This is a genomic window from Arthrobacter sp. C9C5, from assembly GCF_013359735.1.
Lineage (GTDB): Bacteria > Actinomycetota > Actinomycetes > Actinomycetales > Micrococcaceae > Arthrobacter.
This window is the reverse complement of sequence record NZ_JABFMX010000011.1, coordinates 95,097-107,973: the sequence shown is the minus strand read 5'-3', so window position 1 is coordinate 107,973 and position 12,877 is coordinate 95,097. Positions and strand designations below refer to the sequence as shown.

At 69.4% G+C, this 12,877-nt stretch carries 10 protein-coding genes; 7 read left to right on the top strand and 3 right to left on the bottom strand.

Annotation, left to right across the window (positions count from 1 at the left end):
* Window positions 1-55: 55 nt before the first annotated feature.
* The 4 genes from HNO80_RS10490 (at window position 56) to HNO80_RS10475 (ending at window position 4,567) form a co-directional block, all read left to right on the top strand.
* Entirely contained in the window at window positions 56-304 is a 249-nt protein-coding gene (locus HNO80_RS10490) for a Trm112 family protein (RefSeq protein WP_175322797.1), read from the top strand.
* 119 nt (window positions 305-423) lie between these two features.
* Window positions 424-1,902: an adenosylhomocysteinase gene (ahcY, locus tag HNO80_RS10485; protein WP_175322796.1), complete on the top strand. Its 1,479-nt coding sequence runs from the start codon at window positions 424-426 to the stop codon at window positions 1,900-1,902.
* A gap of 141 nt (window positions 1,903-2,043) precedes the next feature.
* A complete protein-coding gene (locus tag HNO80_RS10480; protein ID WP_175322844.1) occupies window positions 2,044-3,267 on the top strand; it encodes a L,D-transpeptidase in 1,224 nt (407 codons plus the stop codon).
* A 100-nt stretch (window positions 3,268-3,367) separates the two neighbouring features.
* On the top strand, window positions 3,368-4,567 hold the full coding sequence (locus HNO80_RS10475; protein ID WP_249777292.1) for a L,D-transpeptidase: 1,200 nt from the start codon (window positions 3,368-3,370) through the stop codon (window positions 4,565-4,567).
* 44 nt (window positions 4,568-4,611) lie between these two features.
* On the opposite strand, the gene HNO80_RS10470 is transcribed toward HNO80_RS10475, so the two are convergent.
* Window positions 4,612-5,418: an RDD family protein gene (locus HNO80_RS10470; protein ID WP_175322843.1), complete on the bottom strand. Its 807-nt coding sequence runs from the start codon at window positions 5,416-5,418 to the stop codon at window positions 4,612-4,614.
* A gap of 62 nt (window positions 5,419-5,480) precedes the next feature.
* On the opposite strand from HNO80_RS10470, the gene HNO80_RS10465 reads away from it, so the two are divergent.
* A complete protein-coding gene (locus HNO80_RS10465) occupies window positions 5,481-6,473 on the top strand; it encodes a stage II sporulation protein M (protein ID WP_175322794.1) in 993 nt (330 codons plus the stop codon).
* 124 nt (window positions 6,474-6,597) lie between these two features.
* A complete protein-coding gene (locus tag HNO80_RS10460; RefSeq protein ID WP_175322793.1) occupies window positions 6,598-7,971 on the top strand; it encodes a TIGR01906 family membrane protein in 1,374 nt (457 codons plus the stop codon).
* A gap of 88 nt (window positions 7,972-8,059) precedes the next feature.
* Here the strand turns inward: HNO80_RS10460 and HNO80_RS10455 are convergent, their stop codons facing one another.
* Both HNO80_RS10455 and HNO80_RS10450 read right to left on the bottom strand, forming a co-directional pair.
* Window positions 8,060-9,889, bottom strand: coding sequence for an AMP-dependent synthetase/ligase (locus HNO80_RS10455; RefSeq protein ID WP_175322792.1), 1,830 nt, complete (start codon window positions 9,887-9,889; stop codon window positions 8,060-8,062).
* 62 nt (window positions 9,890-9,951) lie between these two features.
* Window positions 9,952-11,709, bottom strand: a complete 1,758-nt coding sequence (locus HNO80_RS10450) for a dolichyl-phosphate-mannose--protein mannosyltransferase (protein WP_175322791.1) — start codon at window positions 11,707-11,709, stop codon at window positions 9,952-9,954.
* Window positions 11,710-11,768: 59 nt separating this feature from the next.
* On the opposite strand from HNO80_RS10450, the gene rsmI reads away from it, so the two are divergent.
* A complete protein-coding gene (rsmI, locus tag HNO80_RS10445) occupies window positions 11,769-12,686 on the top strand; it encodes a 16S rRNA (cytidine(1402)-2'-O)-methyltransferase (protein ID WP_502707838.1) in 918 nt (305 codons plus the stop codon).
* The last annotated feature ends 191 nt before the right edge of the window (window positions 12,687-12,877 follow it).

Genomic DNA, 12,877 nt, shown 5'->3' with positions numbered 1-12,877 from the left:
TGAAATTTCCGTACGCCACCGGCGCCAGCGGCGTCGCCCCCAGGGAGCCTTCACCATGCCACTGATCAGTCCCGAACTGTTGTCTGTCCTGCGCTGCCCCGTGACCGGCTCAGCCCTGGTGCAGGAGGGCGAAGAGCTCGTCGCCGCGTCACCCGGCTCGAACGGGCAGAAGCTGCGCTACACGATCGAGGACGGCATCCCGCTGCTGCTGCCGCCGGAGCTGCTGGCCGCTGCCACCGCCGCCTCCTCCGATCAGCACGACGGCGGCCGTCACGACGGCGCGCCCCGCCACGCGGCAGAGTAGTCCCGCCCTCCGGCGCGGGAGGCGGACGGAATAACCGCGGCCGACCCATCGGCGGGCGCCCCGGCACCGAACCACTTGCAGTCCCTTCAGCTATATTCCGGCTACCACAAAGGATCCCCATGACTTTCGACTACAAAATTGCCGACATTTCGCTGGCCGAGGCCGGCCGGCACCAGATCCGCCTCGCGGAGCACGAGATGCCCGGGCTGATGTCCCTGCGCGAGGAGTTCGGCGCGAGCCAGCCGCTGAAGGGTGCCCGGATCGCCGGCTCCCTGCACATGACGGTGCAGACGGCCGTGCTGATCGAGACCCTCACCGCCCTCGGCGCGGAGGTCCGCTGGGCTTCCTGCAACATCTTCTCCACCCAGAATGAGGCCGCAGCCGCCGTAGTGGTCGGGCAGGGCACCGTCGAGGACCCGCAGGGCGTTCCGGTGTTCGCCTGGAAGGGCGAGACGCTCGAGGAATACTGGTGGACGGCCGAGCAGATCCTGACCTGGCCCGGCGCGGACAGCAACCCGGACCTGGGCCCCAATATGATCCTCGACGACGGCGGCGACGCCACCATGCTGGTGCACAAGGGCGCGGAATTCGAAGCCCTCGGCGCGGTGCCGGCAGCAGGCGACGATGAGTCCGAGGAGGGCCGCGTCTTCCTCGAGGTGCTGCGCGCCTCGCTGCAGAAGGACCCGCAGAAGTGGACCCGGATCGGCTCGCGCCTGCTCGGCGTAACCGAGGAGACCACCACGGGCGTCCACCGTCTCTACCAGCTCGCCGAGCAGGGCAAGCTGTTGTTCCCGGCGATCAACGTCAACGACTCCGTCACCAAGAGCAAGTTCGACAACAAGTACGGCATCCGCCACTCGCTCCCGGACGGCATCAACCGAGCCACCGACGTGCTGATGGGCGGCAAGGTCGCCGTCGTATGCGGGTACGGCGACGTCGGCAAGGGCGCCGCGGAGGCGTTCCGAGGCCAGGGCTCGCGCGTGATCGTCACCGAAATCGACCCGATCTGCGCGCTGCAGGCGGCGATGGACGGCTACCAGGTGGCCACGCTCGAGAGCGTGCTGGCCGAAGGCCACATCTTCATCACCACCACGGGCAACAAGGACGTCATCATGGCCGAGCACATGGCCGGGATGCGCGACAAGGCGATCGTGGGCAACATCGGCCACTTCGACAACGAGATCGACATGGCCGGGCTGGCCCGGATCCCCGGCATCAAGAAGGTCGAGATCAAGCCGCAGGTGCACGAGTGGGTCTTCGACGCCGGGACTGCGGAAGAGCGCTCCATCATCGTCCTGTCCGAGGGCCGCCTGCTGAACCTCGGCAACGCGACCGGGCACCCCTCCTTCGTGATGAGCAACTCCTTCGCCAACCAGACCATCGCGCAGATCGAACTGTTCACCAAGGCGGGCCAGCCGGAGGGTGAGCGCGAGTACGAAAAGCAGGTTTACGTGCTGCCGAAGATCCTCGACGAGAAGGTGGCCCGACTACACCTCGGCGCCCTCGGCGTGCAACTGACCGAGCTGACCAAGGAACAGGCTGCCTACCTGGACCTCGACGCCGCCGGCCCGTACAAGCCGGAGCACTACCGCTACTAAACGCAACACTGCATGCCAAAGGGGCCCCGGACTTGCCGTCCGGGGCCCCTTTTGTGACCGTATCGTGGCGCTGGCCACGGCGGGCCGCACCGGAAATTCGTTTATGCTTTCAAGGTAACGTCTGGAAGGACCTGTATTGTGATCGCCCCGAAAAGCTGGAGCACCGGCCGGAAAGCCGCCGTGCTGGCAGCCGTGTGCGCCTTGGCAGCCGGCGGCGGAGTCTTTGCCGCGGCCGGACCCCTGGCACATGCCTCCTTTGCCTCCGAAGCAGGATCGCCGGAGCGATCGACCCAAGGCCTGGCCTTCCCGGTGGTGCCGCCGCTCCAGCTCGCCGCCGCTCCCGCCGACGCTGCCGTGCAGGTCAACCCGGCCGCGCCGGTCACCCTGAAAGTGGGCAACGGCCGGATTGAGCGGGCGGCCCTGACAAGCGAGACGGGCCAGTCCGTGGAGGGGACGCTCAGCGCCGACGGTTCCAGCTGGGCCTCCTCCGGGCCGCTGGAATTCAACACCCGCTACAGCTACAGCTACTCCGTGGTTGACGGCGCGGGACGATCGACCGAGAACACCCGCAGCTTCACCACGGTGACCACCGCCAACGAGGCGGATGCGGCCATCTATCCGCTGGACGGCATGAAGGTGGGCGTCGCGCAGCCGCTCCAGCTCACCTTCAGCGAGCCGGTATTGAACCGCGCCGCCGTCGAGAAGGCAATCAAGATCAGCTCCACCTCGGGCCAGGTCGGGGACTTCCACTGGTTCAGCAACACCATGGTCCGGTACCGGCCGCAGAATTTCTGGGCGGCCAACAGCACCATCACCATGGACATCAAGCTCTTTGGCGTCAACCTGGGCAGGGGCCAGGTCGGCAACTTCAATAAGTCGGTCACGGTCCACATTGGCGACAAGAAGGTCGCCGTGGCGGATGCCAGGGCGCACACCTTCACCGCCTCGATCAACGACCGGCAAGTCGGGCGGTGGCCCGCGACCATGGGGGACACCCGGTTCCCGTCGGCGCGCGGCTACCTGGTGCTGATGGAGAAATACCGGGTGGAGCACATGGACGCCCGCACCATCGGCCTCAAACCGGGCGACCCGGCCTACTACGGGCAGCTCGACGTCAATTACGCCACACGACTGACCCCCAGCGGCGAGTTCATCCACCAGGCCACGGCCTCCGCGATGCCCTACATCGGCAAGGTGAACCTCTCGCACGGCTGCGTCGGCCTGGGACCGGCCGGTGCCAAGTGGGTCTTCGACAACATGACGACCGGAGACGTGGTCCAGGTGGTCAACACCGACGGCGACTACGCGGCGTACGACGACGGCTTCGGGGACTGGAACATCCCCTGGGCGAAGTACGCGAACTGAGCCGGGGCGCCGGGGGACTTGCAATGGGGGAAATGCAGTTGGGGGATGCGGGATGGACAAGACGTTAAGGCAAGGGAAGAGCGGTAGACGTACCGGCAAGATGCTGGCCGTGGCCGGGATCTGCCTCGCCATCGGTGCCGGCGGGATCGGCGTCGCCACCGGCCCGGTCTGGGCGGACAGCGACCTGCCCTCGGAATCGGCGTCGCCGATGCGCAACGTCTCGGGCCTGGTTGCGCCTGTCGTGAAGGCCGTTGAACTCGGAGTAACGCCGCTCGACGGTGCCCGGGAGGTCAATCCGGCCGTCCTGCCCTCGGTCAAAGCCGTCAACGGGGTGGTCAAAGACGTGGTGCTGCAGTCCGAATCCGGCGGCGCGCCGGTCCCCGGCACCATCAGTGCGGACGGCTCCACCTGGACCGCCGGGGACCCCCTGGAGTTCGACACCCGGTACCGGTACAGCTTCACGATCGTGGATCTGGCCGGCCGGGAGACGAAAAAGGTTCAAAGCTTCTCGACCGTCGGCGCGGCCAACGAAGCCGATGCCGCGGTCTATCCGCGGGGCGGCAGCACCATCGGCGCCGGGCAGCCCATCGAGATCGTGTTCAGCGAGCCGGTCATCAACAAGGCGGCCATGGAGAAGGCCGTGAAGGTCACCGTCTCCTCCGGCCAGGCCGTCGCCTGGCGCTGGTACTCGGACCGGCGCGTCCGGATCCGGCCGGAGAGCTTCTGGGCCGCCAACAGCCGGATCACCGTGGACCTGAAACTGTTCGGCGTTGACTTCGGCAATGGCATGGTCGGCAACTCGAACGTCCCGGTGTCCTACAAGGTGGGAACGCAGCGGCTCGCCGTCGTGGACGACATCACGAAGACGATGAAGGTCTACTTCGACGGCCGGCTGGTCAAGACCGCACCGGTCACCCTGGGCGGCGAGGACTGGCTCTCACCCTCCGGCTACGCCGTCATCATGGAGCAGGAACGCCGCTCCAAATTCAACGCCGGCAGCATCGGCCTCAAGCCCGGCGACAAAGGCTACTATCCGCCGCTGACGGTCGAGTACGCCAACCGGCTGACGTCGTCGGGCGTCTACGTCCACCAGGCGCTGGAGTCCGCGTGGGGTGCGGTGGGCCGGTTCAACGTCTCGCACGGCTGCGTCGGACTGCTCCCGGCGGACGCCGAGTGGTTCTTCACCAACATGAAGACCGGCGACGTGGTGCAGACCCTGAACACGGGGGCGGCGCCGGTGGAGCCGCTGGAAGGCTTCGGCGACTGGAACATCCCCTGGGCCCAGTACGGCAAACGCTGAGCCCCGCGACCGGCAGGGCCTGAGCCTCCGCGGCCGCAGGACGGTCAGCGGCCCCGCTGGTGCGGCAGCCGACCAAGCCGTGCGCCGAGGCGCGCGTTGCGTTCCCGGGTGAGCCGCAGGCGGTCCAGTTCGCGGCGGCTCCGTTCGCCCAGCACCGCGGCCAGGTATTCCTCCGGCCCGGTTCCGGCCGGCGGCGGGGGAGCGACGTGCGCCGCAAGCTCGGTGGCCAGCGACTGCGCCATCGCCACCCTGGAGCCGGGGGACATGCGGTGGGCCTGGCGGATGAAGAGCGAGGCTCGGCGGGCCGCGGCGTCCGGAATCCGGCCAATGTCCGCGAGCGACACCCACGGCTGCAGCAGGAACGGCACACTGTGCAGGACGGGCGCCTCGGCCTGCACCCGCCGCCGCAGCGCATAGGTGCCCGCCACCAGGTCACCGAGGCGCTTGGACTTGCCGTTGAAAAGCGCGACGGCGATCGCCAGGCCGCCCAGCGTCGCGTAAATCTCGAGGAAACCTATCAGCCCCCGGATCAGGGCATGCCGGAAACGGATCGCGCCGCCGTCGTCACGCACGATCCGCAGGCCGGTGGCCAGCTTCCCCAGCGACAGGCCGCGGCTGAGGGTTTCCACCGTGACGGGCAGCACCACGAAGCAGAAGACGACGACGACGGTGACCAGGGCGCCCATGGCGGCGCGGTCCAGCTCGGGGGCGGCGGCGCCGACTACCACCAGCAGGCCCCAGAGAACTGCGGTGTGTGCCAGGACGTCCAGCAGCAGCCCCAGCGCCCGGGCGGCGAACGACGCCGGCCGCAGCTCAAGGACGACGCCCTCGCCTGTGATGATCGAACTCAACCCGGACCCCCACTCGTCTGCCAATCAGGCACAGTCTAACCACCTGGCGCTAGGGTGGTGCCGTGGACATCGAGGCGTTCTCCCTGGTGAACGGGGACAAATGGGCGCGGCTGCACGCGCTGGCGCACCAGCGCAGGCTCAGCGGGACCGACGCCGACGAGCTGCTGCGGCTCTACCAGGGCGCATCGGCCGACCTTTCGCTGCTGCGGTCCGTGGCGCCCGAGAGCGGGCTCTCCGCCGCGCTGTCCGCCACCCTCGCGCAGGCCCGCACCCGCTTCACCGGCGCGAGATCCAACTTCATGGAGGACCTCGCCCAGTTCTTCGTCGTCGCGCTGCCCGCCGCCCTCTACCGGGTCCGCTGGCTGACCGCCTGGTGCGGGCTCGCGTTCTGCCTGATCGCCGCGGCCTATGCCCTCTGGATCGGCAACTCCCCGGAGGCCCTGCGCGCCCTGGGCTCGGATGCCGAGGTCCGCCGCTACGTGGAGCAGGACTTCATCAACTACTACTCCGAGAATCCCGCCGCGTCCTTCGCCGGCCTGGTCTGGACCAACAACGCCTGGATCGCCGCTCAGGCCGTGGCGCTGGGCATCACCGGGTTCTGGGTCCCGATGATCCTGATCGGCAATGCCCAGGGTGTCGGCGTCGCCGCCGGGGTCTTCGCCGACGCAGGGAAGCTCGACGTGTTCTTCAGCTACATCCTCCCGCACGGGCTGATGGAACTGACGGCAGTCTTCGTGGCCTGCGCGGCAGGGCTGCGGATCTTCTGGGCAGTGGTGGCGCCGGGGCCGCGCCGCCGCGCGCAGGCGCTCGCAGCCGAGGGCCGATCGCTCATCACGGTGGCCCTCGGCCTGGTTCTGGTGCTGCTGGTGTCGGGCGTGGTTGAAGGTTATGTGACGCCAAGCGATCTTCCGGTGTGGGCCAAGATCACCATCGGCGCCGCCGTCCTGGCCGCGTACTGGGCGTACGTGCTGGTGTTTGGCGGGCGGGCGCACCGTTCCGGCGCCACCGGTGACCTCGGCAGCCGGGACGCCGGTTACGCCGAAATTTCCGCCTGAATCCGCCCGGTCACGGGGTGGCACCTCGCCGGGGCTGAGGCCCTGACGGTAGGCTCGGTGTCAGATATGTGGCGTTGCCGGCCCAAGGCCCGGCGGCGCGGAAACCTACGGAAGCGAAGCTGCAGTGACCGAAAAAAGTCCCACCCCTCCGAATCGACAGGATCCGGACCTGGATTCTGCCGATGACGCCGGCGAGCCTGCCTTCGAGTGGATGAAGCCGGCCGGCGCGGGCAAGCGGTCCGATGCAGCCTCCGGAGCTCCCGAGACTGAGCGCAACGAGGCGACTCCGGACGCTGAGCGGACCGGCCAGGTGTCGGACGCTGAGCGGACCGCCGCGGCGCCGGACGCCGAGCGCACCGCGGCGGCGCCGGGTCCGGTGGATCGGGCCGGAGCCCCGGCCGTCGGTGAACGCCAGGGTCGGCGCGCCGAACGGAAGGCAGCCGACGACGCCGCGGCCAGCGCAGCCACGCCCGCCGGCGCGGCCGGGACCGGCGCAACCGCTGCCGGCACAGCCGCTGCCGGCACGGCCGGCACGGAAGAGGTCAACGAGTCGCTGCCCACCTCGGCCCTGCAGGTCCGGCCGCCGCGCGAAGAGGTGGAACGCCGCAACGCCGAGCGCGAACATGCCGCCAACGCCAAGCCGGTCGCCCCCCGGGTGATGCAGGTCCTGCTCGCGGTCTGCTACCCGGTCATCCTCCTGGTCCTGGCCGTCCGCGCCGTGACCAGCCCGCTGTTCCTCTGGGTGGAGTACAACCGCCCGGGCTTCCCGGGGGACGGCTACGGCTTCAACACCGACGACCGGATGACCTACGGCTCCTACGCTGTCGACTACCTGAGCAACTGGTCCGGCCCGCGCTACCTCGGCGAGCTCGTGAACCGCGCCGGGGAGCCGCTTTTCAAGGACGGCGAAGTTAGCCACATGGCCGACGTCAAGCTCGTCATCCTCTCCGCCTTCGGAGCCGGTGCCCTGCTGGTGGTGCTCAGCCTGGTTGCCATTCTGTACCTGCGCCGGCGCAGCACCGGGGGAGTCCGCCGTGGCCTGTTCGCCGGTTCCATTGTCACGCTCGTGATCATCGTCGGCCTGGGCGTGCTCGCGGTGCTGGGCTGGGAGCAGTTCTTCACCGAGTTCCACCGCATCTTCTTCGCCAACGGCACCTGGACCTTCTCCCTGCAGGACACCCTGATCCGGCTGTTCCCGGGCCAGTTCTGGGTTGACGCCGGGATTGTGATCGGCGCCCTCGTCCTGCTGGCGGCCCTGCTCACGCTGATCCTCACCTGGCCGACCCGCAAACGCCGCGGACTGCCACCCCGGGTCCGGAATGCCTCAGCCGCGGAGGACGCCGGGGACGGCGCCGCGGATCCGGCCGAGCTCAAGGGCCGCCGCTTCAAGCGCAGCCGGAACGGCGCCGTCGAGGGCCCGGCCGGCCGCGACGCAGACACCGGAACCGACGCCGGCAGCAATGAGGGAGCAGCCGGGCGCCGCGAGGGCGCCTCCTAAGCCCGGAAACCTGGAGACACAAAAAGCGGCCGGCACGAGAGTGCCGGCCGCTTTTGCGTGCGCCGCGCCGCGCCGGGGCGCCGCGTCCCTAGCCGTAGATCCGGTTGATGTGGTCCTGGAAATCACGAACGACGGCGGACCGCTTGAGCTTCAGGGACGGCGTTAGATGCCCGGACTCGACCGTGAAATCGGCGTCCAGCACCACGAAGGTGCGGATCGACTCCGCCTTGGACACCAAGGCGTTGGCATCGTCGACGGCGGCCTGGATGGCGGCCCGGACCTGCTCGTTGGCCGCCGCCTCCGTGGCGCCCATGACGGGAATGCGCTGCGCGGCACACCAGTTCTCGAGGCCCTCCGGGTCCAGGTTGACCAGGGCTGACACAAACGGCCGCCCGTCACCGACCACCACCGCCTGCGCCACCAGCTGGTGCTCGCGGATCTTCTCCTCCAGCGGGCCGGGTGCCACGTTCTTTCCGCCCGCGGTGACCAGCAGGTCCTTCTTCCGCCCCGTGATGGTTAGGAAGCCGTCGGCGTCGAGGGAGCCGAGGTCGCCGGTGCGGAAAAACCCGTCGACGAACGCTTCGGCGTTGGCCGCCTCGTTGGCGTGGTAGCCCTTGAAGACGCCGATGCCCTTGACCAGGATCTCGCCGTCGTCGGCGATCCTGATGGTGGTGCCGGGCACCGGGATGCCCACGGTCCCCACTTTGGTGCGGGTCGGGGTGTTGGCCGTGCACGGCGCCGTCGTTTCGGTCAGGCCGTAGCCTTCGAGCACCGGTACGCCGGCGCCGCGGAAGAAGTGCGCGTCGTGGGCGCTGAGCGGGCTGGCCCCGGAGACGGTGTAGCCCAGGCGGCCGCCGAACGCCTGCCGCAGTTTCGGGTACAACACCCGGTCGAAGACGCCGTGCTTGGCGCGCAGGAGCCAGCCGGGACCGGCGCCCTCGCCGCGGGCGGCGGCGTCGAGCGCCTTTGAGTAGTCGACGGCGACGGCGGCGGCGGCCTCGAAGAGGCGGCCCTTGCCGGCCAGCGCCGCTTTGTGCGCGGCGCCGGCATAGACCTTCTCAAAGATCCGGGGCACGACGAGCAGGAAGGTCGGCTGGAACGCGCCGAGGTCCTCCAGCAGTTCCTTGGCGTTGGAGGTGTGGCCCAGCGTGGTCCCGGCACTGAGGCAGATCACCTGCACGGCGCGGGCCAGGACGTGGGCCAGCGGGAGGAACATCAGCGTCCGGGGGTGGGGCTGCAGCAGGATCTCCGGCAGGAACAGGACGATGTTCTTCGCGACGAGGGCGAAGTTGCCGTGCGTGATTTCGCAGCCCTTGGGCCGGCCCGTGGTGCCGGAGGTGTAAACCAGGGAGGCCACATCGGCGAGGCCGGCCGCCGAGCGCTGCCGCTCCAGCTCGGCGTCGCTGACGCCTGTGCCGGCGGCAGCCAGGCTGGCAAGGTTCGGCGCTGCGCCGTCGTAGTCCATCCGGACGACGCCGAGCACCCGGCCCGCCAGCAGCCCCGAGCCGTCCAGGACGCCCTGCACCAGCGTGGCCTTCGCCTGGTCCTCGACGAAGACGCGGCGGGCGCCGGAGTCGTGCAGGATCCACTCAACCTGGCTGGCGGAGGAGGTCTCGTAGATGGGGACGGTGACGCCGCCGGCGAACCAGATGGCGAAGTCCACCACGGTCCATTCGTACCGGGTGGCGGACATGACGGCGACCGTCTCGCCCGGAGTGAGTCCGCCGGCGATCAGCCCCTTGGCCAGGGCCTTGACCTGGTCCAGGAATTGCTGCGCCGGAATGTCGGTCCAGCCGGCGGGGCCCTTGCGGGCATAGAGCGCATGTACCGGATCCTTGGCGTGCTGCTCCAGCAGCAGGTCCGTTACATTGCTTTCCGGATCCAGCTCGACGAGCAGTCCGGTGCTAGCTTCTCTCACAACCCGTATCTCCCGTTCCGGTCCGCGGCCCGGCGGACGCGGGCTCCGCTAGTAATCCTGCCCTAGATCCAGGACGGCATCCACATCCGCAGGCGCCAGTCCTGGTACGTAATCAGTTCCGCGGTCCACACCGGGTAGAAGAACGCCGAGAGCAGCACGGCCGCGACGACAAACAGCGCGACGAGTAGGAGGCCGGAGCGGCGCCGCCAGAGCGGGTCGGTGCGCCGGCCCAGGACCAGCCCCAGGCAGTACACGAGGGCCAGCACCAGGAACGGTTCGAAGGACACCGCATAGAAGAAGAACATGGTGCGTTCCGGGTACATGAACCACGGCAGGTAGCCGGCGCCTACGGCGGCCAGGATGGCCCCGGCGCGCCAGTCGCGCCGGCCCGCCCACCAGAAGAGCAGGATGCCGAGGCAGACCGCCGCGCTCCACCAGATCAGCGGGTTGCCGACCGAGAGGATGGCCGAGGTGCAACTGGGCAGCTCACAGCCGGCCGTTCCCTGCTTGGACGACTCATAGAAGAACGACGTCGGCCGGCCCAGCACCAGCCAGCTCCAGGCGCTCGCCTCGTAGGGGTGGTCCGCGCTCAGGCCCTGATGGAATTTGTAGGCCTCGAGGTGGTAGTGGGCCAGCGAACGGAGTGAATCGGGCAGCCAGCCCCACTGTGCCGAAGGGTTGGTTTCGGCCCAGTGCCGGAAATACGCGTTGCTGGAGCGGAACCAGCCGGCCCAGGTGGCCAGGTAGACCAGGCCCGCGACCGGGACGATGCTCAGGAAGGCGCCGATGCCGTCCTTGAGGATGCCGCCGGTGATCCAGCCGTGCACGCCGGCGATCCGGCGCGCGCTGAGGTCCCACAGCACCGTCATCAGCCCGAAGCCGGCCAGGAAGAACAGGGCGGACCATTTGGTGCCGACCGCGAGGCCGAGGCAGACGCCGGCGGCCAGTCGCCACCAGCGGATCCCCAGCCACGGTCCGGCGGCAAGCCGCAGCCGGGAGGGACGCCCCTCGGCGGAGGCCGCGGCCTGCCTGCCGAGCCGCTTCGCGAGCCGGCGGCGGCCGTCGTCGCGGTCCATCAGCAGCGCGCCGAAGGCGGCGAGGATCCAGAACATCAGGAAGATGTCCAGCAGCGAGGTGCGGGACATGACGAGGTGGTGGCCGTCCACCGCCAGCAGCACCCCGGCCACGGCGCCCAGGGTGAGCGAGCGGAAAAGCTTCTGCGCGATCAGGGCGAGCAGGAAGATGGAAAGGGTGCCGGTCAGGGCGGCCCCGAAGCGCCACCCGAACGGGTTTTCCGGGCCGAAAAGCCACATCCCGGCGGCGATCATCCACTTGCCCACCGGCGGGTGGACCACGTACTCGGGGCTGTCCAGCAGTACCCCGGGGTTGCCCGCGATGAAGGAGTCGTTGGCCTTGTCCGGCCAAGCGCGCTCGTAGCCGCTGACCAGGAGGGAGTAGCCGTCCTTGACGTAGTAGGTCTCGTCGAACACCAGGTTGTGCGGGGTGTCCAGCCGGACGAAGCGCAGGATTCCGCCGAGCACCGCGGTGAGGGCCGGGATGAGCCAGAACCACAGGCGCAGCGAGGGCGGATAGTCGCGCCAGCTGCGGATGTTGCCGATCAGCCGCTCTGTCAGGTCCCCGACGTCGAACGCCTCGCCGGGACGGCTGATCCAGCGGTGCCCCTCGAGGTTGCGGCCGGTGCCGGACAGGTCCGGCCTCCGGGCGGGGCGGCGGGTGCTGTCCGGGCTGCTGTCGGCGGGCACGGATGCGGCTGAACCGGCCTCGGCAGGCCGCATGGGGGTCTGCGTCACGTTGCCCATGCTACCTTTCGCGGCCGTGATCGTCGGTCCCGCGCGCCCGCCGGCAGTAGGCTGGTGGGGTGGATCCCGAACAAAGCACCTCCCAAGGCAATTCCCCGGCCCCCGGCTCCGCCGACGCCGTTCCAGCAGCGGGGACGGCCGCCGGACCGGGCCGGATCGTGCTTGCCGCCACTCCGATCGGCAACGTCGGCGACGCCTCCGCCCGGCTGATCGGATTGCTCGAAACGGCGGACATCGTCGCCGCCGAGGACACCCGGCGGCTGCACCGGCTGGTGCAAAGCCTCGGCATCACTGTGGCGGGCCGGGTGATCAGCTACCACGAGCACAACGAGGCAGCGAAGACCGGCGAACTCCTGGACCAGGTCCGCTCCGGGAAGACGCTGGTCATGGTGACCGACGCCGGCATGCCCTCGGTCTCGGACCCCGGCTTCCGCCTGGTCGAAGGCGCCGTCGCCGCCGGGCTCACCGTCACCGCCGTTCCGGGCCCGTCCGCCGTGTTGACCGCGCTCGCCCTGTCCGGGCTGCCGACGGACCGCTTTTGTTTCGAGGGCTTCCTGCCGCGGAAAGCCGGGGAGCGGACCTCGCGGCTCGCGGACCTCGACGCCGAGCGGCGCACCATGGTGTTCTTCGAGGCGCCGCACCGGCTGGAGCCGATGCTCCGGGCACTGCACGAACGTTTCGGCGCCGACCGCCGCGCGGCCGTCTGCCGGGAACTTACCAAGACCTACGAAGAGGTCATCCGCGGGACCTTGCGCGAACTGCTCCAATGGGCCGAAACCAACGAGGTCCGGGGCGAGATCGCCGTCGTCGTGGGCGGTGCGCCCGAGCGGGAGCCGGGCAGGCCGGAGGACCAGGTCGCGGCCGTGAACGCGCTGATCGCCCAGGGCATCCGGCTGAAGGAGGCCGTCGCCGCGGTGGCCGATGACGCCAGGGTCAGCAAACGCGAACTTTATTCCGCCGTCCTCGCCGCGCGCTGACGCGGGGCTGCGGCCGCGGGCAGCGGGCGTGCGCCGCCCTTGTGCAGCTGCACAGCAGATCCGGCCTGGTCTAGTGCGCACATGCGTAGACACCCCGGAGAGCCCGGCAGTACCGTGGCAGTAGTCCAGCCCTGCGGCGCAAGCCGGCGCGGGGCTGATCAGAAAATTTTCCGAACCCATTGCTGACGAGG

Coding starts and splice junctions, on each gene's coding strand:
- HNO80_RS10490 (WP_175322797.1), top strand. CDS start 56: ATGCCACTGATCAGTCCCGAACTGTTGTCTGTCCTGCGCTGCCCCGTG.
- HNO80_RS10475 (WP_249777292.1), top strand. CDS start 3,368: ATGCTGGCCGTGGCCGGGATCTGCCTCGCCATCGGTGCCGGCGGGATC.
- ahcY (WP_175322796.1), top strand. CDS start 424: ATGACTTTCGACTACAAAATTGCCGACATTTCGCTGGCCGAGGCCGGC.
- HNO80_RS10450 (WP_175322791.1), bottom strand. CDS start 11,709: ATGGGCAACGTGACGCAGACCCCCATGCGGCCTGCCGAGGCCGGTTCA.